Source organism: Sphingomonas xinjiangensis, assembly GCF_014199255.1.
GTDB lineage: Bacteria > Pseudomonadota > Alphaproteobacteria > Sphingomonadales > Sphingomonadaceae > Sphingomonas > Sphingomonas xinjiangensis.
Genome location: NZ_JACIJF010000004.1, coordinates 353,077 through 373,892, shown reverse-complemented (window position 1 = coordinate 373,892; position 20,816 = coordinate 353,077). Strand labels below are relative to the sequence as shown.

The window sequence follows — 20,816 nt, the reverse complement described above, 5'->3', positions numbered from 1 at the left end:
TGCTAACAGTTTCTCCTATTATAGAGGATTGGCGGTCTGAATGGCTGCCGGGTTCACAGGAGATTCGTGTGCGTAACGGAACCATGGCAGCGCTGGCGCTGGCTTCGTCGGCGGTGTTGCCGCTGCCGGGCGGCGATGCCCAGGCTTCGGGCGGCGGCGGCGGCAGTGCCGAGGGCCTCAACCTAGTGACGATGGAGCAGGTCATCGTGCCGATCATCGACGCCGATCGGGTAAGCGGTTCGCTCAAGTTCAAGCTGGTGCTGGAAGCCGCGAATGCCGAGGCTGCGGCCAAGGCCACCGCGGAGATGCCCATGCTGCGCCAGGCGACGGTCGCTGCGGGGCTGGAGTTTGCGCGGTTGAACGCGTCGGGTCTGCGGGCGGTGGACGCCGAGCGGCTGGATCATGACCTGACGGCTGCGATCAAGGTAGCCAACCCGGGCATCGCAAAGGTGCTCATCGTCGAGGTGTCGGCTTCGGCGGGTTGAAGCCACTATCTGGTCGACGCGGAAAACAACAAAGGCCGGAGTGGATGCTCCGGCCTTTTTTCGTTGTTGTCAGAAAGGCTTAGCGCGCTTTCGGGACTGGCTTGGGCCCGGCTGCCGCGACTTGCGGTCGACCAGCGCTGCGGCGCGCGAGCGCCATGGAAAGCGCAGCGGCGCCCTTGGGAGTCATCGCCGCCAGGATCAGTGCCGTGGAACGCTCGCGCATGCGCTGCGCGACCTTCATCTGCACTTCCATCTCCAGCTGTTCGAACACGAGCGCAGCCTTTGCAGGCTTCATCGCCTGATAGATGCGGGCGAGTTCGTCGAACTGCGCGTCGGGCGCCTCGGCAGGGCCACCATTGGCGGCGGTCTGCGTCGTGGCGGCCTGCTGCTGCTGACGCGCCGCCATGTCGGCCTGAAGCCGCGCCTCGGCAGCCTTGGCAGCCTGTTCGCGCAGATCCAGACCGCGCTTGCGGCGCGCCGCCGCGGCGTCGCTGGCACTCAGGTCCTGCTCGATCGAATTGCCGAGGCGGGTCTTGGGCGCGTTCTGCGCGTCGGGCGCCGCGATGCTGGCAGCGTTGGCGACGACCGCGAGCGCAGAAGCGGCGGCGGTCATCAGGAGGAGGGAGGGGCGTGCCATCAGACGTGCTCTGCTTCGGCGTCGGCCTTTGCTTCGGCGTCGGCGTCGGCGTCGACTTCGGTAGTCGGGCGCTGGGCGTTGGCGAGGCCGACGGCGTTGACGATGCGCTCACACGCGCCGTCTGCGATGCCGATCATGTCGGACAGCTCGTCGCGCAGATCGCGCGCCTGCTCGACCAGGCGGGCATGCTGGGCGCAATCGGTGCCGAGCGTCGACTTCATGTCGGCCAGCACGGCGCGCGCGCCGGCAGTGGCCTTTTCAAGCGCGTTGACGGTTTCGGTCAGGGCGCCATCCTTGACGGTGCGCAGGCTCCGCATCATCCGGACGCTCTGCACGAGCACGGCCATGCAGAAGATCATGGTGAGCGCGTTGGCGAGAAGCGCGAAGCTCATGCGGGCATCCTTTCCTTGGAAACGTCAGTGATGAGGCGCACGGCGACCTTGCCGCGGCGCTGGCCGATCTGGGTCTGGGCGAGCTTCACGCCACCACAGGCCAGATCGAGAGGGTCGTCGGGGCTCTTGTGCAGCGCGATGGTCTGGCCGACCTCCAGCGCCTTCAATTCGGCGAGTGGCATGGCCTTTTCACCGAGCACCACGTCGACGATGACCTGGGTCTTGCGGATCTCAGCGGCCATGTGCGCTTCCCAGATGCTGTCGCGCCCGGACTTCTCACCCATGAAGCGTTGCAGCAGCTTGTGGCGTACCGGCTCAAGCGTGGCATAAGGGAAGAGCAGCGAGAACTCGCCGCCACGGCCTTCCATGTCGACGCGGAAGGTGGCCACGGCGCAGATGTTCGAGGTGCCGGCGATCGCGGCGAAGCGCGGATTGGATTCCACCCGCTCCAGCTCCATCGTCACCGGCTCGATCGGCGTGAACGCTTCGGCAAAGTCCGACAGCGCCAGTTCCAGCATGCGCGACACCAGCGCCGTCTCGATCGTCGTGAAAGCGCGGCCGTCGATCACGACCGGGGCGCTGCCGCTACCGCCGCGACCGCCGAGCAGCGCATCGACCACCGAATAGATCAGGCCCGAGTTAACGGTGATGAGGCCGTAATTCTCCCACTCCTTGACCTGGAACACGCCGACCATCGAAGGCAGCATGATGCGGTTCATGAAGTCGCCGAAGCGGATGGAGGTCACTTCCTCGAGGCTGACGTCGATCGCGTCCGAGGTCAGGTTGCGCATCGAGCTGGCAAAGGCACGTACCACGCGGTCGCAGACCACTTCGAGCATCGGCAGACGCTCTTGGCTGATGACCTTGGATTCGATGACGGCGCGCAGGCCCTTCTTCTTTTCCACCGGGCCACCGAGATCGCCGAACAGCGCATCAATGTCAGCCTGGTCGAACCCGATATCGCCGTCGCCGCCCATCGGCGGCATCGGCGGTTCGGGAAGGTCGAAATCGTCGAGATCGATCATTGCTGCACCAGATCCTGAATCAGCACGTCCTTGACCACCCCGGCGCCGACCGCCTGGTTGGCGCGCGACAGCATCTCTTCCTTGATGCGGAACACCGCCGCCGAACCGGCCAGATCTTCGGGCCGAAGTTCGCGCAGGAACGGCTGATAGGCGTCGAGGATCAGCGGCAGCTTTGCCTTGAGTGCCTCCACGTCGCTCTTGGGACCGGGCACCAGCATCAGATGAACCTTGAGGAAGCGCGCGGCGCCGTCGGGCGAGCGCAGGTTCACAACCATCGCGGGCACGTCGACAAAGGCATCCTTGCCTTCGCCGCCGCCATGATCGCCCTCGGCAGACTCTTCCGCAGCGGCTTCTTCACCATGGCCGCTTTCAGCCGAAGCTTCGGCCTTGGCGTCGCCACCCGAGAGCATCATCGCCGCGCCGCCGCCGCCGCCGAGCAGAAGCACGGCCGCGGCAGAACCGATGATGATGAGCTTCTTCTTGGACTTCTTAGTGGGTGCCGGCGTGGCACCTTCTTCGACGATCTCGGCAGACGACATTCCTGGGTCCTCTAGAAAATCTGCGTTCCGGCGACCGAGCCGCCCGATTTCTTCCTATTATAGAGGCGTCACCCGGCAATTTCTGCCTAGCGACAAAAAAGTGAAGGACGGTCCGGTGGACATCTCCTCTTATGTATTGCTGAGCCAGGAACAGGCGCTCCGCCGCCGTATGGATGTTGCCGCGAACAATCTCGCGAACATGAATACGGCCGGTTTCAAGCGCGAGCAGCCGGTGTTCCGTGAATATGTCGAGAAGACCGACAGCGTCATAAAGCCCGCGAACAAGACGTCGTTCGTGCTGGATTACGGCGCCGTGCACGACGCCACCCAAGGCACGTTCCAGCCGACAGGCAACGCGCTGGACGTGATGATCGAAGGTAAGGGTTATCTGAGCGTCGAGGCGCCGGACGGCACGACTGCCTATACGCGTGCCGGTCTGCTCAAGATGCTGCCCACCGGCGAGCTCGCCACCTCCAGCGGCAACAAGGTGCTGGGCGAGGGCGGCAAGCCGATCACGATCCCGCCCGAAGAGGCCCCCAACCTGTCCATCGGCCTGGACGGCACGATCAACGGGCGCACCGGCCCGCTGGGCCGGCTCGCTGTGACCTCGTTCGACGAAGCGCAGCTCGACCCGCGCGGCGACGGTCTGTTGCGTGGCCAGGGCGGCCGCGAACTGCCGTCCGCCGAGACCCGGATCCGCGGCGGCGGCATCGAAGGATCCAACGTCAACGCCATCCAGGAAACGACCGACATGGTCGAGATCCTGCGCGCCTACCAGACCAGCAAGAGCCTGGCCGACAGCATGGCCGACATGCGCAAGTCGGCAATCGACAAGCTTAGCCGCGTCGGCTGACGCGCACTAAATCAGAGGAAACAGACCCATGCGTACGCTCTCCATCGCCGGCACCGGCATGCTCGCACAGCAGACCAATGTCGACGTCATCTCGAACAACATTGCCAACATGAACACCACTGGCTTCAAGCGCCAGCGCGCGGAGTTCCAGGACCTTCTGTACGAGCAGGTCGTGCGTCCGGGTTCGGCGTCGAGCGCCACCACCAACGTGCCGACCGGCATCCAGATCGGTTCCGGCGTGAAGACCGCCGCAGTCTATCGCATCAACGAGCAGGGTGCGACCCAGCAGACCGACAACCGCTATGACCTGGCGATCCAGGGCCATGGCTATTTCCAGATCGAGCTGCCCGACGGCACCACTGGCTATACCCGCGACGGTTCGTTCGGCGTTTCTGACCAGGGCGAGCTGGTAACCAATGACGGCTTCCGCGTGCTGCCGGACATCACCGTGCCGCAGAATGTGGTCGACGTGACGGTATCCAAGTCGGGCCAGGTCCAGGCGGTTATCGCCGGCGACGCGCAGCCGCAGCAGCTGGGCCAGCTGGAACTCGCGACGTTCATGAACGAAGGTGGCCTGGAAGCGAAGGGCGGGAACCTGTTCCTGGAAACCGCGGCATCGGGCAATCCGACCGTCGCCGCACCGGGCGAGCCCGGCATGGGCACGCTGATGCAGGGCTTTGTCGAGGCATCCAACGTCAATCCGGTTGCCGAGATCACCAACTTGATCACCGCGCAGCGCGCCTATGAAATGAACAGCCGCGTCGTGAAGACGGCAGACGAGATGCTGGCCACCACCAGCCAGCTGCGCTGATGAGCCTGTTCCTGGCACTCGCGCTGCTGGCGGGACCCGCCGAGGACGTGCAGGTCGCGGTGCTCGGCCATGCCGTGTCCAAGGGCGACCGGCTGGAAGCGGGCGACTTCACGATGGAGGGCCGTACCGTCGCCGCGGCACGCGGGGCGCTGGGCATCGAGGATGCCGCGGGCATGGAAGCCACGCGCAACCTGGCGCCGGGCACGATCGTGCGCCGCACCGACGTGATGACCCCGCAGCTGGTCCGCCGCGGCGAGCCGGTGACGATCAAGCTGGCCAGCGGCACGCTGCTGATCACCGCATCGGGCCGGGCGCTGACCGGAGGCGGAAAGGGCGACATGGTCCGCGTGGTGACCAACAGCACGAGCCGCACGCTCGATGGCATGGTGGATGGATCCGGCGTCGTCCGGGTCTCCGCACCGTAAGGAGTTCGTTTATGCGCAAGATCATTCTCGTCGTGGCGCTGGGCGCCACATTGTCGGGCTGCGGTGCCGCGGGCCGTTTGAAGCAGGTCGGCAAGGCGCCGAAGCTGTCCGAAATGTCGCCGATCGACACGCCCGAACTGGAGGCGTCGCTGGCGGCACCGGCCGACCGCGCGCGCCGCCCAGGTGCCATGGGCGCGCAGATCGCCGGCCCAGCGCCCCAGCAGCAGGCGAGCGCATCGCTGTTCCGCACCGGCGCGGGCGCGTTCTTCCGCGACCAGCGCGCGCGCGAGCAGGGCGACATCCTGAAGATCAAGATCAACATCCAGGACAAGGCCGATCTGGGCAACACGACGTCGCGCACGCGGGGCGGCTCTGAAAATGGCGGGCTGGGCAATCTGCTGGGCATCAAGCCGGTCGCCGACGTGCTGGGCGCCGATGCGGGCAAGGTGTTCGAGACCAATTCGGGATCGAAATATGCCGGTGGCGGATCCACCAACCGATCCGAGACGATCAACATGACGATGGCCGCGATCGTCACCCAGGTGCTGCCGAACGGCAACCTGATGATCAAGGGCCGCCAGGAAGTGCGCGTGAACTTCGAGATGCGCGAGCTGATCGTCACGGGCATCATCCGGCCCGAGGACATCGCCCGCGACAATTCGATCCAGCACAGCCAGATCGCCGAGGCACGCGTGATCTATGGTGGCAAGGGCCAGCTGACCGACGCGCAGCAGGCGCGCTGGGGGCAGCAGATTTACGACGCGCTGTTTCCGTTCTGATTTTCAGCTCCTGCTGACAGGAAAGCCCGCCCGGGGAGACCCGGGCGGGCTTTTTGTTTGTGGTCTCCCGGCTGAGCAATCTGGCGATCCTCTTCTGGAAGGCGAGGGGACCGGGACGCTGGTGAGAGGCAGGCGCGTGACCCGCATGCTTGTGGCGCCTGCCCCTCCACCATGCTGCGCATGATCCCTACGCCCTTTGGGGGAGGATTTTTCCATGCTGGAACAGTAACAAAGCACAAGCCGGGCATGTTTACTTTATGGTAACCATCTAAATTTTCGAGATTATTTGGTTGGTCATGAATTTCTTCCCATGATGGAAGGGCAAGGTGCAGACGCATCAAGTCGAGGGTCGGCGCTTCCGACCCGGACCGCAGAAGCGGTTCTTATCCTAGAAGGAAGATTATCATGGGTTTCTCTGTCAACACGAACACCGGTGCAATGGCGGCTCTCCAGAGCCTCAACGACACCAACAAGGGCCTGTCGCAGGTTCAGAGCCGCATCAACACCGGCCTGAGCGTTGCGTCGACCAAGGATGACTCGGCATCGTTCACGATCGCCCAGACCCTCCGTGGCGACGTTGGCGGCCTGAAGGCGGTGTCTTCGTCGCTCAGCCGTGCCAAGAGCACGACTGACGTCGCAGTCGCCGGTGCCGAGCAGATCTCGGACCTGATGAACCAGATGAAGGCGAAGGCGACGGAAGCTTCCGACGCGGGCCTGGATGCCGACAGCCGTACGGCCATCGGCAAGGATTTCGATGCACTCAAGGAGCAGATCAATACGGTCATCGACTCCTCCGAGTTCAACGGAACCAACCTGCTGAAGGCCAGCGGCGGCAGCGTCAGCGCGCTGCAGTCGACTGACACGACTGCCTCGCCCCTGACGGTTGCGAACCAGGACTTCGGTGCTGTTGTCACCGCTCTCGGCGCAACGTTCACGGACGCAGCGACCGCGAAGACGATGGTCAACAACCTCGACGCGCAGCAGAAGGTGGTCAACACCAAGCTGAGCGTGCTCGGCTCGGCTTCGCGCAAGATCGACGGTCAGTCGAGCTTCGTGAGCAAGCTGTCGGACGCCATCGAAGGCGGCATCGGCAACCTGGTGGATGCCGATCTGGCCAAGGAATCTGCTCGTCTGCAGGCTCTGCAGGTCAAGCAGCAGCTGGGTGTCCAGGCTCTGTCGATCGCCAACCAGGCGCCGCAGACCATCACGTCGCTGTTCCGTTAAGACCAGGCTTCCCGTCTGGATTTACGGCCCTGACTATCTGGAGGCCGGGATGGAAACATCCCGGCCTTCTTTTTTTGTTCGCCGCAGCGGCACGGGCGATGGTTTATTCTTCTATAAGGAAGGGAGACAGGAGTGTTACACTTGTTCCCTCGAATTCGTGAAATTACCGATGCGTTCGGCAGCCGCCTGCGGGTGAGCGTGGAGGAGCATCCCCGGGGCGCGCTGATCGTCCTGGAACGGCCCGACGTGAACGGCCAACCGCGCGTGCTGCTAGACGGTTATGGGGTCGAAGTGCTTTCGGGCTATATCATGTCCGCCAGGCTCGCCGTGCCGCACGCGCTGCCCGAAGAGCAGGTGGATGGGACGTTCGGCACGCGCTTCGCGCTGGCGCTCCAGCCGGCCGCCTGCCTGGGGCTGAAGCAAGGCGGCGAGATGCCACTGGATATCCCAGCACCGTTCTGGGACCGGCTCTATGCCGAGCTGTGCCTGGTGAGCGCGCATGCCCGCGAGCTGGGCCGCCGCGCGGAGGCGCGAGTGCACTGACGCCCGCTTGAGAGCTGCGATCTGAAAGGGGCCGGCAGGGAACTGCGCGGCCCTTTTTCGTGCGTGCTGCGCGGGAGAAGGGCGCCCATCGGCGACCCGCAAACGAAAGCAGGCCGGTTGCGAACAACCGGCCTGCGCTACGCTTGTACAGCCGTGCCTAGGGAAAAACACGGATAGGGGGAGAAGCGGGCGGTCCGTAGAGGGGATGAACCGGCCCGCCCGCTTCTCTTCTTTCATTATAGCAAGGCGGTAGGCCCGCGACCGCCCGGCAGGCTCAGCAGATGCCCGCTACGGGTTTGCCCCGGGGCCGTTTCGGGAACCCCCTCAACGCAAAGCGCCGGCGGCGTGCCCCAAGAGCATGCCGCCGGCGCCTGGAAGCCGGAAAGGCGGCAGGGTTCAGCCGATGCGGACGAGCCGGCCGGAAGAGATCTGCATGCCGTTGATCGTGACCAGCACGTTGTTGCCTTCGAGCTGAACGTCGCTGACCTTGCCCACTGCGTGCGGCGTTACCGCGACCTTGTTGCCCGAGGCGTCGACACCGTCGAGCGACACGGTGTAGTTGCCGCCGGCCAGTTCCTTGCCCGCGCTGGTCTTGCCGTCCCATTCAAAGGTGCCGCTGGCGGCGCCGGCCTTGACGTCGCGGGTGTCGACGACCTTGCCCTTGTCGTCCCTGATCGTGGCGGTGATGGTGGCGGCGTTGCGCGGGGCGTCCCACACCCACTGGGCGGGCGAGCCGGTCGCGAGGCCGGCGGTGGCGCTGTCGGTCTCGACCGCGCGGCCGATCAGCGACGAAGCCTGGGTCAGGTTCTGCGTCCCCATGGTGGCGAGCATGGTCTTGAGCGTCGAGGTCTGCTCGATCGACTGTTCGACCTGCGAATATTGCACCAGCTGCTGGGTGTATTGCGCGGTGTCCATCGGATCGAGCGGATCCTGGTTCTGCATCTGCGCGGTCAGCAGCTTCAGGAACATGTCATAGTCGGCGCTGAGCTTCGTCGACGCGGCCTGGGTCTTGGCGTCGGTGATCGCGGCGGCGTTGGTGTTCACGGTCGTCATGGTCAGTCCTCAGGCGAGAAGGTCGACCTGCCCATCGGCGCGGATCGCGCGATACGCAGGAGCGGGTTCGAGATCGTCGGCTTGGGCGTGCTGCTGCTGCGGGTTGTGCCCGCGCTGCTGCTGATTGCCCCCTTGTTGCTGGCCGCTGCCGGTGTCGGCACGCGTTTCGAAGCGGAAGCTCTGCGCGTCGGTGCGGACGCCGGCCTGGTCAAGCGTGCGGGCGAGATCGGGCATGTCCTGGCGCAGCAAGTCGAGCGCACGCTGGCTCTCCGCGCGCACGGTCGCCTTCAGCGCGCCGTCGTCAAAGGCAAGCGTCACTTCGATGCGGCCCAGATTGTCTGGGTTGAGGCGGACGCGCAGCGTTTCCTCCCCGGCTTCGACCTTGCGCGCGATCTCCACGCCCATGGCATGGCCAAACTGACCGGCGCGCGTGGCGACGACCGGCTCTTGCGCGAGCGGCGCGGCGGGCGCGGCAGCCGTGGTGCCGGTGCTCGGCGCGGTGTGGGCGGGTTGCGACACCGCAGCGGCGGTGCCTTCGAACTTCGCTTGCTGCTCGTGGGGCTGGCCCCCGTCCTGCGCGAATGCGCTATTGTCGCCCGCTGCGGCCTGCACGGCGCGGGCGAAGTCACCGCCGACCGCGTCGCCGAGCTGCGACTGGGCTCCGCTGTCCAACTGCGCCGTTTCGGCGCCGGGCTTGCGGAGCGCCTCGGTACCAGCGGTCTGGGTGCCGGGGGCACGCGGCTGGCGGCCAGCGGCCTGAAGCTGGGTCTCAGCCTGCTTCTGCGCGGCCGGCGGTTGTGCGGTCACCTGCTGCGGCGCGAGATGAGGAGCGACAGGCGCGGCGACGAGGGGCTGAGGGGCTCCCTCGGCTGGGAGGAACGAATCGGTTTCCTGATCCGCAGGCTTGGCGGGTTTGCCCTTGGCCGGCGTTGCGGGCTCTTCCACGGCAACGGGCTGCGGATTTGCCGCAAGGACAGCGTCGCTGTCGTCGAGCGGCACCTGCGCCGGTGCCGGGGCTAGAGCCGCATCGGCGATGACGGGTTGGGCTGACCCGGGTTTCACGGGCGTGGCAGTACCGGCGGCAAGCGGCGCGGCAGGCGGTGCGGCAGGCGGTGCGGCAGGCGGCGCGGCAGGCGGTGCGGCAGGCGCCTCGGCCACTGGTCGCACCGCAGTTGCGAGCAGGCCCGACAAGGAGGTGGTCGTCTGTAGCGACGCTAGGATCGGCTTTTCAGGCGCAGGCTGTGCTGCGGGAAGGACGGTCACATGCGCCACATCCGCCGCATTCGCCGTATCCGCTGCCAGCGTGGGCGCGGTTGGCGTCGCGGAAAGCGTCGTGGGGCTGGCCAGCGCGTTGCCCTGCGGCAAGAGTGGGCTAGGCGCGCTTGAAACGGAAAAGGCTGCGGCGGGCAGCCGCGCATCGTTGACGCCCGTGCCCGGCTGCGCGCCGGCCATGAGACCGATGGTCTGACCCATGTCGCCCAGGCTGGTAGCCGGCATGATGGCGACGCCGCCCGTCGGTGCAACGGCCTGACCCGCGCCGGCGACGCCTAGCGCCTGAAGAAAACCCAGGGCCGGCGCACCCGCGGCGTTGCCGCCGGCGATGCTGGTCCCAAGCGGAAAACCGAAAGCGTTGATCTGCATTCAGGCGCCTCTTGCCCGGCCCCTCAAGGGACCACGTTGATCATTATAGGAGAGTAATCACCCGATGGTGCCGAGCGCGCGAATTCGGGCGCGGGCATGGATCTCGTTCTGCGACATCACCACGGTCGCCGGGCGCACGCGCTCAATGATCGAGCGGACGAATGGGCGGATCGACGGGCTGGTGAGCAGGCAGGGGATCTCGCCATCCTGCGCCAGCCGGTCATAGGTCTCGCGGGTCGAGGCGATGAACTTCTGGAGCATCGACGGCGCCATCGCCAGCTGACGCTCGTCGCCCGAACCAAGGATCGATTCCGCGAATGCCTGGTCCCATTCCGGTGACAGCGTGACCACCGGGATGGCGTCGCCGCGGACCTGGCTGGCGCTGATCTGGCGGGCCAGACGCGAGCGGACATGTTCGGTCATCTGGGTCAGGTTGTTGGTCAGCGGCGCGGCTTCGGCGATGCCTTCCAGGATCGTGGGGACATCGCGGATCGAGATGCCTTCCGACAGCAGGTTCTGAAGGATGCGCTGGACGCTGGAGATCGAGACTTTGGACGGGATGATGTCGGCGACGAGCTTTTCCGAGTCCTTGTGGACTTCGGTCAGCAGCTTCTGCGTTTCGGTGTAGGAAAGCAAGTCGGCGATGTTGTCCTTGACCAGTTCGGTCAGGTGCGTGGTGATGATCGTGCCGCATTCGACCACGGTCAGGCCGCGGAAGCCGGCTTCGTCGCGAAGCTCGCGATCGATCCACAAGGCGGGCAGGCCGAATACCGGCTCGCGGGTCGTTTCGCCTGGCAGGCCGACAGGGGCACCGCCGGGATTGATCAGCAGCAGCTTGTCGAGGCGGATGTTGCCGCGTGCGGCCTCCGTCTCCTTGATGGTGATGACGTATTCGTTGGGCTGGAGGCCCATATTGTCGATGATGCGCACCGAAGGCAGCACGAAGCCGAAATCGGTCGCCATCTGACGGCGCAGCGCGCGGACCTGATCGTCGAGCCGCGGCTCACGCTCGGCTTCATTGATCATCGGCAGGAGGGCGTAGCCGATCTCGATGCGCACCGCGTCGATCGCGAGCGTTTCGGAGATGGGCTGCTCGACGATCGCCGACGCGACCGCGGCCTGTTCCTGGGCGGCGGTGACGCGTTCCATGACCTGCTTGGCTTCGGCCTTCTTGCTCATCTTCCAGGCGGCGTAGCCGGCAGCGCCGGAGAAAGCGGCGAAGGGGATGAAGGGCAGCCCCGGCATGAGCGCGAGCGCACCCATCAGGAACGAGACCATGCCGAACGCCTTGGGATAGCGGCCGAGCTGGTCGCCGAGCGCCGCGCCGGTCTTGCCCGCGATGCCGCCCTTGGAGACGAGCAGGCCCGCGGCGATCGAGATGATCAGCGCCGGAATCTGGCTGACCAGGCCATCGCCGGCAGTGAGTACGGTGTAGGTGTGGAAAGCCTCGCCGATCGGAAGACCGTGCGAAGTGACGCCGACGAGCAAGCCGACGATGACGTTGACGGCAGTGATGAGCAGCCCGGCGACCGCGTCGCCTTTCACGAACTTCGAGGCACCGTCCATCGAACCGTAGAAGCCGCTTTCGGCCTCGACTTCGGCGCGGCGTTCCTTGGCCTGGGTCTCGTCGATCATGCCTGCGGACAGATCGGCGTCGATCGCCATCTGCTTGCCGGGCATCGAATCGAGGCTGAAGCGTGCTGCCACTTCTGCAATACGACCCGCACCCTTTGTGATCACCACGAAGTTGATCACGATCAGGATCATGAAGATGGTGAGGCCGATGATGACGTCGCCGCCCATCAGGAACTCGCCGAACGCCCCGATCACGCCGCCGGCGGCGTCGGGGCCTTCATGGCCATGAGTCAGGATCAGGCGGGTGGAGGCGAGGTTCAAACCAAGGCGCAGCATCGTCGCGACCAGCAGGATCGTCGGGAAGGCCGACAGTTCCAGCGGCTTTTCGATGAACAGCGAGGTCATGAGGATCATGACCGACACGGTGATCGAGAGCGCCAGGCCCATATCCAGCAGCCAGCCCGGGATCGGCAGGATCAGCATCGCGATGATCGCGATGACCGCGCCGGCGAGCGCTAGGTCGCGGTTCAGGCCCATGCGCTGGAAGAGAGTGTTGATCGCGGGAGGCATCAGCGGTTCGAGCCTTCTAGCCTTCTCCCGCTTGCGGGAGAGGGTTGGGTGAGGGTGTGTGGAGTGATCTTGAGCGTGTCGCCTGTGGTAGACTGACCCTCACCCCGGCCCTTTCCCGCAGGCGGGAGAGGGAGATGGGAAGGAGAGGGCCCCTCCACCATCAGATCGCAGGCGAGACGGCGATGCCGGCTTCGATGAACGTCCGCAGCTTGTTGCGCATGGTGCGCACCGAAATGCCCAGGATGTTCGAGGCCGAAGTGCGGTTGCCCTGGCAGCGCACCAGCGTGTGCAGGATCAGCTCGCGCTCGACTTCTTCCACCGTGCGGCCGACCAGGCTCTCGATCTGAAAGCGGTTCGGTTCGCTCTGTTCAAGGTCGATCAGGCGCGTGCCGTCCGAAAGGACGAAGTCCCCGGCGTCGATCTCCGTACCTGCAGCGAGCAGCACTGCGCGATGCACGCAATCCTCAAGCTCGCGGATGTTGCCCGGCCAAGGATAACCGGCGAGCAATGCCAGCGCGGCGTCGCTGAACGGGCGGACGAGCACGCCGTCATTGTGGGCGAGGCGTTCGGCCAGGTGCCTGGCCAACTGGATCACGTCGTCGCCGCGTTCGCGCAGGGACGGCACGGCGACGCGGACCAGCCCTAGCCGGACGAGCAAGTCGGCGCGGAAGCTGCCGCTTTCGACGGCGTCTTCCAGGTCCATGCTGGTGGTGGCGATCAGACGCGCGCGGAACGGCACCGGCTCGGTGCCACCGATCCGCGTGAAGCGGCCTTCGATGATCGCGGCGAGCAAGCGGGCCTGAGTGGTGGGGGCAAGCGCACCCACTTCGCGCAGGATGATGCTACCAGTGCCGGCCTGCTCCAGGCGGCCGATGCGGCGTGCCGCGGCAGCGGGGAAGGCGCCGGCTTCGTGGCCGAACAGATCGGATTCGAGCACCTCGGCGGCGACGCCGGCGCATTCGGCGACCAGCAGCGGGTCGCCCCGCCCGGACGCGTCATGGATGGCGCGGGCCATGGTTTCCTTGCCGCTGCCCTTCTCACCCGTCACAAGCACTGGCGCGCCGGTCGGGGCGACCGCGCCGGCAAGTGCCATGGCGCGGGCCACCGCGGGATGGGCGCCGATGCTGCTGGAGGGCTTGCGCGTCACCACCGAGGCTATGGCGGCGGCGATCAGATCGCGCTGTGGGGGCAGGGGGACATAGTCGCGGGCACCGGCGCGGATGGCGGCGACGGCACGCTCAGCCGGCGCTTCGATCCCGCAGGCCAGCACCGGCACCGGGAAGCGTTCGGCGCGCAGACGCGCCATGAAGCCGGGCACGTCGGTCTCGACATCGATCATGACCAGGTCGGCACCCTCGGCGCGGAGCATTTCAAGCGCCTGGTCAGCCGTGTCGGCCATGGTGACGTCGGCGCCCGAGCCGCGGGCGAGTTCGGCGGCAAGCCGAAACTCGCTGCCGGGTACGCCAACCAACAACATGCGGATGGCCGACATCAACGGTCCTGCCGCACGATTTCGGTGAGGGTGACGCCTAGCGCGTTGTCGATCAGCACCACTTCGCCGCGGGCGATCAGGCGATCGTTGACGAAGATGTCCACCGGCTCACCGACGCGGCGATCAAGCTCGACCACCGTGCCTGAGCCGAGCTGGAGCAGTTCGCCGACCGGCATGCGGGCGCGGCCGAGCACCGCCTGAACCTTTACGGGCACGTCATGGACGGCTTCGAGTGCTTCGGAACCTTGCGCAGCGGCATGGTCTGCAGCGCCGCCGGTGAAGTCCTCGAACACGGGACCGGCCGGATCGGAGGCGTCGCTGGGGATGATGTCATGGGGTTCGGTGTTCATGGCCATGTCCTTATGCATTCATCCATTGGCGGATCACGGAAGCCGCTTCGGGCGGGCTTGCAGTGATGGCGTCGCCGATGCGCTTGAGCGCGGAGAGTTTGATGCGCCCGTCTACCTGAGCGAGGGCGATTTCCTGATCGAGCAGGGGCTGCTGTTCGCTGCCCATCGCTTCGAGCTGCTTCATCGCGTCGGCGTCGCCATCGGCGGCACGCTCGGCCAGGGCCAGCATCTCGGGTGACTGGGCAGAGAGCTGGCCGCCATCTGCAGCCACAAGGGCGGGCAGTTCGGGCGCGGCGGCCTTGGGCTTCAGCATGCGGATCGCCATCAGGCCAATCGCGCCGATCACGAGGATCTGGATGAGGCCCCAGATCTTGTCCATCGGGAGAGTGGAGAAGAAGCCGGTGTCCTTGTCCGCCAAGCTGTCGTCGCCGGTGAAGCGCATGCTTTCCACGACCACGCTGTCGCCGCGTTCGGAGTCCATGCCGACTGCATTCTCGACCAGGCGCTGGAGGCGCTGCATCTGTTGCTGGGGCAGGCCCTTTTCGCCGCCATCGACCATCACCGCGACCGAGAGGCGGGTGATCTTGCCTGGGGTGCGCAGCGTGACGGTCTTGGTCGAGCTGTTGTCGTAGGTGGTGTCTTCGGAATTCTGGTTCGAACGCGAATTCTTGGAGGCGCCGGGCGCATTGTTGGCCTGGCCCTGCGCTTCGGGCAGCTGGGCGCCGACCGTGGCGAGGCCGGGTGCCGCGTCATTCTCCTGGTTCTGGTCGCCGCTCTCGACGGTGACCTGGCGCGAGATCACCTGCTTGTCGGGATCGAAGACATTGGCTTCCTCGCGGGTCTGATCACGGTCGATCTGGGCCGACACTTCGGCGCGGACCTTACCCTGGCCGACGATCGGCTCGAGCAGCGATTCCACTTCCTGGCGAAGCTTGGTCTCGACGGCGGCCTGGCGCTCGTCGGCATCGCCGGCACCGGCGGTGCTGGCATCACCGGCGCGAGCGAGCAGGGCGCCGGTCTGGTCGACCACCGACACCGCTTCGGGCGAAAGCTCAGGCACCGAGGAGGAGACGAGATAGCGGATCGAGGCGACGCTCTCGGACGAGAGGTGACCCTTGGTCTTGACGGTGACGGCGGCGGTGGCCTTGCGGCTCTCGTTCGCGAACATCGCGCGCTCGGGCATGACGATGTGGACGCGCGCGGCGCTGACGTCCTGGATGGTCTGGATCGACTTGGAGAGCTCGCCCTCGACGGCGCGGGTCTCGTTCATCTTGGCGCGGCTGGCCGAGACGCCGAAGGGCTGTTCCTCGTCGAGGACCTCATAGCCGATCTTTCCGCCCAGCTTCTCGCCGGCCATGCTCATGCGCAGTTCGGCCAACTTGTCCTGCGGCGCCATGATCGACGTGCCGTCGGCCGAGAGCGTGTATTCCACGTTCTGTGCCTTGAGCTTCTCGGTGATGGTCGCCGCCGCCGAAGGATCGAGGTCGGTGTAGAGGTAGCCGAGCTGGGGAGCCGAGCCGCGGGTGGCCATGAAGGTCAGGGCGGCGAGCAGCGCGAACGCGACGCCTCCCATTATCATCAGCCGCTGCGGGCCAATCTGCCCGACTAGTTTCTTGATCGCTTCCAAAACCGCCCCGCCAAGTGGACCATGGGGCGGAAATGCCCCTCGGTTAACTTATAGGAGGGTGGCGGGCGGCAGTTTGTGCCGGGTGGGAATTTTTTGCCTAGTGAAGATACGGAGGGCGTTCTTCACGCTTCGACGCAAAACAGGTCACCGGCCCAAGCGTACGCTTGTGGCGGTGACCTCCGGGTTTGCGGGTGCTTAGTTGATGGCGTCGGCAGCGCTGGGAAGAAGAGCGGCGAGTTCGGCCTGCACGGCCTGGCGGCGGGCGCCGGCGTCGAGCGAGAGCCCTCCCTGGTCCCAGCCGATCATCGCGTCGCCCGGGGAGAGAGTCACGTCGCCGATCACAGTGAGGGCGAGGCGACGGCGGTCCTTGGATTGACGTTCGGCGATTTTGGTCTCGACCATCTCGATCAGGTCGGGATGGACGCGGATCTCCAGCTCGGTTCCGCGGGCGACGGTGCCGAGCACGCGGCCAATCGCCTGGTCGATGGTGTCGGCGGGCGCCGTTTCCAGCGCGCGGCCGGCGATCATGTCGGCTGCGGCCAGCGCGATCTCGGCGGCTTCGCCGGTGACGCGCTCCGATACCTCAGCGAAGCGCTCGTCGAGCGCTTCGATACCGGCCTGGAGCGCATCCACCGCGCTGAGCAGCGCCACGTCGCGTTCGGCTCGGGCCTGTTGCAGCCCGGCTTCGAACCCTTCGGCGCGGGCGAGCGCGACCTGGGCTTCGTGATCGGCCTTCATCAGCGCGATCTCGGCCTTGAGTGCGCTTACCTCCAGATCGAGGTCGGGCGCGGGGGCGGCGTTCGCATCCTCGGCGCCAAGCGAGAAGATGCGGTCGAAAGCGAAACGCTCAACGGTCTGGAAGGTCATGGTCGCCATTCCTTAGATGATCATCGCGTCGTCGGACTTGGGATCGACCAGCAGGATCTCGCCGCGGTCGGCCAGGTTCTTGGCCAGGCGCACCAGTGTCGACTGTGCTTCTTCGCAATCGCGGGCACGGACCGGACCCATCGCAGACATGTCCTCGCGCATCAGCTTTGCCGCACGTTCGGTCATCGCGCCGAAGAACAGCTTCTTGAGCTCCTCGGGCGCACCCTTGAGCGCCAGCGCCATTTCGCGCTTGTCGGCGTTGCGGACGATCACCGCGACGGCGGCGGGCAGCAGGCCGGCCAGATCCTCGAAGGTGAACATGAGGGCGCGGATGCGCTCGGCGCTTTCGGGCGCCTTATTGTCGAGCGCCGTGAGCATCGCTTCCTCGGTCGAGCGGTCGAGCGAGTTGAACAGCTCGGCCATGGCCTCGTGCGGGTCCCGCTTCTGCGAACGCGACAGGTTGGTCATGAACTCGCTCTTGAGCGTTTGTTCGACCTGGTTGATCACATCCTTCTGGACGGTCTCCATGCGCAGCATGCGCATGATGACGTCGACCGAGAACTCGCGCGGAAGCTCTGCCAGCACGCGCGCGGCGTGATCCGGGCGCAGCTTGGAAAGGATCACCGCGACCGTCTGCGGATATTCGTGCTTCAGTGCGCCTGCGAGGACGCTTTCGCTGACGTTCGACAGCTTGTCCCACATGGTGCGGCCGGAAGGACCACGAATGTCCTCCATGATCTCACGGACCTTTTCGTTGGGCAGAATTCCGCCGAGCAGGCGCTCGGTGGTTTCATAGCTGCCGTGCATCGAGGCCATCGAGGCGACTTCGCCCGTGAACTGGATCAGCAGATGCTCGACCACCGTAGATGGCACGCGGCCAAGGCCAGCGATGTTCGACGAGAGCTCCTTGATCTCTTCGGTCGACAGCTGCTCCCAGATCGGCGCACCATGTTCCTTGCCGAGCGCCAGCATCAGTGCGGCCGCGCGCTGCGGGCCGCTGAAACGCTTGAGTTCGGGCGGTTCGGCAATCGGCGCCATCAGGCTCATGGTCGGGGACCCTCACGCAAAATTAATGGTCGTGGCCGCACATGGCGGGTCACATGTCCCTCTATTATAGGAGGGTGATGCGGATGCGGGGTCGCGATGTCGGTTAATTTATCGGGAAGTCTGGTCGGGCTGAGCCTGCTTACAGGCACGAACTCAATGACCAGTTTCGCGCCCATCGCGTTCGACAGCAAAGCGGTGCGCACCGCTAAGGCGCTGTTCGCCGCGCAGACGACCACACCTCCGTGGAAGGATCCAACGACCGGCAAGTCGATCTCCGCGCAGCTGAGCGCGGTCCTCGGTTCCAAGACCATCATCGACAAGGCCACCACCGACAGCGCGGGCGTGATTCTGACCGACGACGTGGCGACGAGCTTCACGGCGTTCAAAGCGCTGGACAAGCTGCGTGTGCTTGCCGAGGCGGCGAGCTCGACCAAGACCTCCGACGCGCAACGCACGCAGTATCAGAAAGCCTTTGCCAAGGGACTAGCGGACCTTCAGGGCTTCATCGGCTCAGCGCCATCGGACTTGGTAAACCTGTCCTTCGGGAACAGCAGCACCACTGTATCTTCCACCAAGCTCGTCACCGGGTCGCCTTACGAAGCGGATGGAAAAGGCATCGTCAAGACGCGCACGGAAGCCGTTCCCGGGCTGACAGGCCAGGAACAGTTCAAGATCAACCTGACGCGCGGCACCTCGACCGAGACGCTCAGCGTCGACCTTTCGCAGGGCACGCAGCCGCCCACGATCAATTCGGTGGTCGATCAGCTGAACGCGGCGATCAAAGCGTCGTTGGTCTACAATCCAGACGGCACGCCCAAGACCGACGCCGCGGGCGAGCCGGAGAAGCGCTGGTCAGCGAGCTTTGTCGCGGAGAAGACCAGCGATGGCAAATGGGGCATCACGCTCAAGACCCCGCTGAGCCTGGAAAAGGTTAGCCTGGAGCAAGTGGATGCCAAGGACTCGTTGGTAGTCGCCGCTGGGCAGACGCCATTGGACGCCCCGACCGCCGCGCGCGTGTTTCGACTGAACGATCCGGCAAGTGGCAACGTCCAAATCTCGATGGGCAACATCGCCGCGCTTGATCGGCAGACAACCGCGCAGAATGAACTCTCCGGCAAGACGACGACGGTCACCACCGCGTCGACTGATTCCGCCGGTAAGGTGACGACGACCACCACCAAGACCAGCAACGCCTATGCCAGCACGGATGCGGCGGCAGCCACTACCGATGCGCAAGGCAACACCTATGTGGTCGGTACGACCAGCGGCGATCTGGGCACGAACCGGTCCGACGGCGACAACAATTTGTACCTGACCAAGATGGACAGCACAGGCAAGGTGGTGTGGCAGCGAAGCCTGGGTGCCAATGGCGCTTCCTCGGGTGCCGCAGTCTCGGTCGGTTCCGATGGCAGCATCGTCGTGGCGGGTAACGTGACCGGCAGCTTCAATGGCATCACCTCTGCCGATGCCAACATGGTGGTCGCCAAATATGCCGCGAACGGCGACGAGCAATTCGCAACCGTTCTCCGTTCCGGCGGCGCCGATGCGGCCAAGGCCGTCACGGTGGGAGCTGACGGGTCGGTCTTTGTCGCGGGACGCACCGCGGCCAATGGCGGCGACGCATTCGTCGCGCGGATCGGCAGCAACGGCAAGGTCGCCGAGCAGCGCACGATCGCCGGTGCGGGGGCGGACTCCATCAACGCGTTGGCGGTCGGTCAGGACGGTAACCTGCTGGCGGTCGTGTCCACGAACGGCGTCGCGTCGGTGATGAAGTTCCAGGCGAACGCGCTTTCCACCGACCTGGGCAGCATCAGCCTGGGCACGGCGGATGTGCGCGCGATCGCCGTGGCCGAGGACGGCAGCATTGCCGTTGGCGGCGCGACGAGCGCCGCTGTGCAGGGCACACAAGCCAATGCCAAGAGCGACGGGCGCGACGGCTTTGTCGCGCGCATCGATGCGGGGCTGGGCAATGCCAGCGTTACCTATGTCGGCACGGCAGCGGACGACCAGATCGACAGTCTCGCGTTCATGAACGGCGCGCTCTATGCCGGCGGTCGCACCACCGGCGATCTGGCGGGCACGCGGACCGGTCCTACCGACGGGTTCGTCACCCGAATCGATACGGCGACAGGCGCGATCGCGAGCACCAAGCAGTTCGGACAGCCGCTGATCCGGACCGAGCCTGTGCGGATCGCGGCCGATCGGGGCGGTGCGAGCGCGGTATCGGCACTTGGGCTGCCGCGGGGCGTCATCAATGCCGAAGCGTCGCAGAAAGTTGCGAGCCAGACGACGTTGCGGGCCGGCGATTTCTTCTCGATGCGCGCCGATGACGGGGCTCTTCGCCGAGTGGAGATCCAGGCGGGCGATACGCTGAAGGCGATCGCCACGCGCATTCAGAGCACGCTGGGCGCATCCAAGGGCACGGTCACGGCAGTGACGGTCAATGGCACGCAGCAGCTGCGCATCACCATGAAGGCCGGCCACGAACTGGAGCTGATCAGCGGCAGAGCGAACCAGGATGCGCTGGCCAAGCTGGGCATCGAGCCGCAGCGCATAGCCAAGCAGGCCACGGTCGGCAGTGATGACGTGAAGGTCCGGCCCGGCGGAAATTTCGGTTTGGGCCTGAACAGCGCGCTGAGCCTCTCGACGCTGGATAATGCCAAGGTCGCCTTGTCCAAGATCGGCTCGGCCCTTTCCATGTCGCAGACCGCATATCGCTCGCTCTATTGGGACGATACCAAGGCGGCTTTGGTCGACGGCGTCAAGAACACCGGGAGCGGCGGCGCGTCTACGGCGCGTGAAAGCGCGCAGCTGGCGAATTACCAAGCCGCGCTTAATCGTCTCTCCAGCCCCGCCACCACCAGCTACGGATTCTGACACG

General features: G+C 65.7%; 20 protein-coding genes. 8 read left to right on the top strand and 12 right to left on the bottom strand.

Features of this window, described 5'->3' with window-relative positions; translation table 11 throughout:
* Window positions 1–68 precede the first annotated feature (68 nt).
* Complete coding sequence (locus FHT02_RS09880) at window positions 69–485, top strand: hypothetical protein (RefSeq protein ID WP_343056895.1); 417 nt, start codon at window positions 69–71, stop codon at window positions 483–485.
* Window positions 486–564: 79 nt separating this feature from the next.
* On the opposite strand, the gene FHT02_RS09875 is transcribed toward FHT02_RS09880, so the two are convergent.
* Genes FHT02_RS09875 through FHT02_RS09860 form a run of 4 tightly spaced genes read right to left on the bottom strand, consistent with a single transcriptional unit; the run spans window position 565 to window position 3,078 of the window.
* Entirely contained in the window at window positions 565–1,122 is a 558-nt protein-coding gene (locus tag FHT02_RS09875; protein ID WP_184086949.1) for a MotE family protein, read from the bottom strand.
* Window positions 1,122–1,514, bottom strand: a complete 393-nt coding sequence (locus tag FHT02_RS09870; protein WP_221239393.1) for a DUF6468 domain-containing protein — start codon at window positions 1,512–1,514, stop codon at window positions 1,122–1,124. Before FHT02_RS09870 ends, FHT02_RS09875 begins: the two co-directional genes overlap by 1 nt.
* Complete coding sequence (gene fliM / locus FHT02_RS09865) at window positions 1,511–2,539, bottom strand: flagellar motor switch protein FliM (RefSeq protein ID WP_184086947.1); 1,029 nt, start codon at window positions 2,537–2,539, stop codon at window positions 1,511–1,513. The genes FHT02_RS09870 and fliM overlap by 4 nt, the downstream gene beginning before the upstream one ends.
* A complete protein-coding gene (locus FHT02_RS09860) occupies window positions 2,536–3,078 on the bottom strand; it encodes a flagellar basal body-associated FliL family protein (RefSeq protein ID WP_184086945.1) in 543 nt (180 codons plus the stop codon). The genes fliM and FHT02_RS09860 overlap by 4 nt, the downstream gene beginning before the upstream one ends.
* A 115-nt stretch (window positions 3,079–3,193) precedes the next feature.
* On the opposite strand from FHT02_RS09860, the gene FHT02_RS09855 reads away from it, so the two are divergent.
* The 6 genes from FHT02_RS09855 to FHT02_RS09830 all read left to right on the top strand — a co-directional run bounded on the left by FHT02_RS09855 (window position 3,194) and on the right by FHT02_RS09830 (window position 7,713).
* On the top strand, window positions 3,194–3,931 hold the full coding sequence (locus FHT02_RS09855) for a flagellar hook-basal body complex protein (protein WP_184087110.1): 738 nt from the start codon (window positions 3,194–3,196) through the stop codon (window positions 3,929–3,931).
* A gap of 28 nt (window positions 3,932–3,959) precedes the next feature.
* Window positions 3,960–4,742 carry a flagellar basal-body rod protein FlgG gene (flgG, locus tag FHT02_RS09850; protein WP_184086943.1) on the top strand — a complete coding sequence of 261 codons (783 nt, stop codon included), beginning with the start codon at window positions 3,960–3,962 and terminating at the stop codon, window positions 4,740–4,742.
* Window positions 4,742–5,167 carry a flagellar basal body P-ring formation chaperone FlgA gene (flgA, locus tag FHT02_RS09845; RefSeq protein ID WP_184086941.1) on the top strand — a complete coding sequence of 142 codons (426 nt, stop codon included), beginning with the start codon at window positions 4,742–4,744 and terminating at the stop codon, window positions 5,165–5,167. The genes flgG and flgA overlap by 1 nt, the downstream gene beginning before the upstream one ends.
* An 11-nt stretch (window positions 5,168–5,178) precedes the next feature.
* On the top strand, window positions 5,179–5,946 hold the full coding sequence (gene flgH / locus FHT02_RS09840) for a flagellar basal body L-ring protein FlgH (protein WP_184086939.1): 768 nt from the start codon (window positions 5,179–5,181) through the stop codon (window positions 5,944–5,946).
* A gap of 405 nt (window positions 5,947–6,351) precedes the next feature.
* Window positions 6,352–7,170, top strand: coding sequence for a flagellin (locus FHT02_RS09835; RefSeq protein ID WP_184086937.1), 819 nt, complete (start codon window positions 6,352–6,354; stop codon window positions 7,168–7,170).
* A 132-nt stretch (window positions 7,171–7,302) separates the two neighbouring features.
* Complete coding sequence (locus tag FHT02_RS09830) at window positions 7,303–7,713, top strand: hypothetical protein (protein WP_343056894.1); 411 nt, start codon at window positions 7,303–7,305, stop codon at window positions 7,711–7,713.
* Window positions 7,714–8,109: 396 nt separating this feature from the next.
* On the opposite strand, the gene FHT02_RS09825 is transcribed toward FHT02_RS09830, so the two are convergent.
* The 8 genes from FHT02_RS09825 to FHT02_RS09790 form a co-directional block, all read right to left on the bottom strand.
* Window positions 8,110–8,766 (bottom strand): flagellar hook assembly protein FlgD, encoded by a 657-nt coding sequence (locus FHT02_RS09825; RefSeq protein ID WP_184086935.1) that lies wholly within the window; start codon window positions 8,764–8,766, stop codon window positions 8,110–8,112.
* Window positions 8,767–8,775: 9 nt separating this feature from the next.
* Complete coding sequence (locus FHT02_RS09820) at window positions 8,776–10,407, bottom strand: flagellar hook-length control protein FliK (RefSeq protein WP_184086933.1); 1,632 nt, start codon at window positions 10,405–10,407, stop codon at window positions 8,776–8,778.
* Window positions 10,408–10,464: 57 nt separating this feature from the next.
* Window positions 10,465–12,552, bottom strand: a complete 2,088-nt coding sequence (flhA, locus tag FHT02_RS09815; RefSeq protein WP_184086931.1) for a flagellar biosynthesis protein FlhA — start codon at window positions 12,550–12,552, stop codon at window positions 10,465–10,467.
* Between the two features lie 160 nt (window positions 12,553–12,712).
* Window positions 12,713–14,044: a sigma-54-dependent transcriptional regulator gene (locus FHT02_RS09810; protein ID WP_246352289.1), complete on the bottom strand. Its 1,332-nt coding sequence runs from the start codon at window positions 14,042–14,044 to the stop codon at window positions 12,713–12,715.
* Window positions 14,044–14,394 carry a flagellar motor switch protein FliN gene (gene fliN / locus FHT02_RS09805; RefSeq protein WP_184086929.1) on the bottom strand — a complete coding sequence of 117 codons (351 nt, stop codon included), beginning with the start codon at window positions 14,392–14,394 and terminating at the stop codon, window positions 14,044–14,046. Before fliN ends, FHT02_RS09810 begins: the two co-directional genes overlap by 1 nt.
* A gap of 10 nt (window positions 14,395–14,404) precedes the next feature.
* The gene (gene fliF / locus FHT02_RS09800; protein ID WP_221239392.1) at window positions 14,405–15,973 is read right to left on the bottom strand and encodes a flagellar basal-body MS-ring/collar protein FliF; all 1,569 of its coding nucleotides are present in this window, start codon (window positions 15,971–15,973) and stop codon (window positions 14,405–14,407) included.
* Between the two features lie 243 nt (window positions 15,974–16,216).
* On the bottom strand, window positions 16,217–16,888 hold the full coding sequence (locus tag FHT02_RS09795; protein WP_184086926.1) for a FliH/SctL family protein: 672 nt from the start codon (window positions 16,886–16,888) through the stop codon (window positions 16,217–16,219).
* A gap of 12 nt (window positions 16,889–16,900) precedes the next feature.
* The gene (locus FHT02_RS09790; RefSeq protein ID WP_184086924.1) at window positions 16,901–17,935 is read right to left on the bottom strand and encodes a flagellar motor switch protein FliG; all 1,035 of its coding nucleotides are present in this window, start codon (window positions 17,933–17,935) and stop codon (window positions 16,901–16,903) included.
* Between the two features lie 156 nt (window positions 17,936–18,091).
* Here FHT02_RS09790 and FHT02_RS09785 point away from each other — a divergent pair, with 156 nt between their 5' ends.
* On the top strand, window positions 18,092–20,812 hold the full coding sequence (locus FHT02_RS09785; RefSeq protein ID WP_246352288.1) for an NHL repeat-containing protein: 2,721 nt from the start codon (window positions 18,092–18,094) through the stop codon (window positions 20,810–20,812).
* Window positions 20,813–20,816 lie beyond the last annotated feature (4 nt).

Coding starts and splice junctions, on each gene's coding strand:
- FHT02_RS09875 (WP_184086949.1), bottom strand. CDS start 1,122: ATGGCACGCCCCTCCCTCCTCCTGATGACCGCCGCCGCTTCTGCGCTC.
- FHT02_RS09870 (WP_221239393.1), bottom strand. CDS start 1,514: ATGAGCTTCGCGCTTCTCGCCAACGCGCTCACCATGATCTTCTGCATG.
- fliM (WP_184086947.1), bottom strand. CDS start 2,539: ATGATCGATCTCGACGATTTCGACCTTCCCGAACCGCCGATGCCGCCG.
- FHT02_RS09860 (WP_184086945.1), bottom strand. CDS start 3,078: ATGTCGTCTGCCGAGATCGTCGAAGAAGGTGCCACGCCGGCACCCACT.
- flgG (WP_184086943.1), top strand. CDS start 3,960: ATGCGTACGCTCTCCATCGCCGGCACCGGCATGCTCGCACAGCAGACC.
- flgA (WP_184086941.1), top strand. CDS start 4,742: ATGAGCCTGTTCCTGGCACTCGCGCTGCTGGCGGGACCCGCCGAGGAC.
- flgH (WP_184086939.1), top strand. CDS start 5,179: ATGCGCAAGATCATTCTCGTCGTGGCGCTGGGCGCCACATTGTCGGGC.
- FHT02_RS09835 (WP_184086937.1), top strand. CDS start 6,352: ATGGGTTTCTCTGTCAACACGAACACCGGTGCAATGGCGGCTCTCCAG.
- FHT02_RS09825 (WP_184086935.1), bottom strand. CDS start 8,766: ATGACGACCGTGAACACCAACGCCGCCGCGATCACCGACGCCAAGACC.
- FHT02_RS09820 (WP_184086933.1), bottom strand. CDS start 10,407: ATGCAGATCAACGCTTTCGGTTTTCCGCTTGGGACCAGCATCGCCGGC.
- flhA (WP_184086931.1), bottom strand. CDS start 12,552: ATGCCTCCCGCGATCAACACTCTCTTCCAGCGCATGGGCCTGAACCGC.
- FHT02_RS09810 (WP_246352289.1), bottom strand. CDS start 14,044: ATGTCGGCCATCCGCATGTTGTTGGTTGGCGTACCCGGCAGCGAGTTT.
- fliN (WP_184086929.1), bottom strand. CDS start 14,394: ATGAACACCGAACCCCATGACATCATCCCCAGCGACGCCTCCGATCCG.
- fliF (WP_221239392.1), bottom strand. CDS start 15,973: ATGATAATGGGAGGCGTCGCGTTCGCGCTGCTCGCCGCCCTGACCTTC.
- FHT02_RS09795 (WP_184086926.1), bottom strand. CDS start 16,888: ATGACCTTCCAGACCGTTGAGCGTTTCGCTTTCGACCGCATCTTCTCG.
- FHT02_RS09790 (WP_184086924.1), bottom strand. CDS start 17,935: ATGAGCCTGATGGCGCCGATTGCCGAACCGCCCGAACTCAAGCGTTTC.
- FHT02_RS09785 (WP_246352288.1), top strand. CDS start 18,092: ATGACCAGTTTCGCGCCCATCGCGTTCGACAGCAAAGCGGTGCGCACC.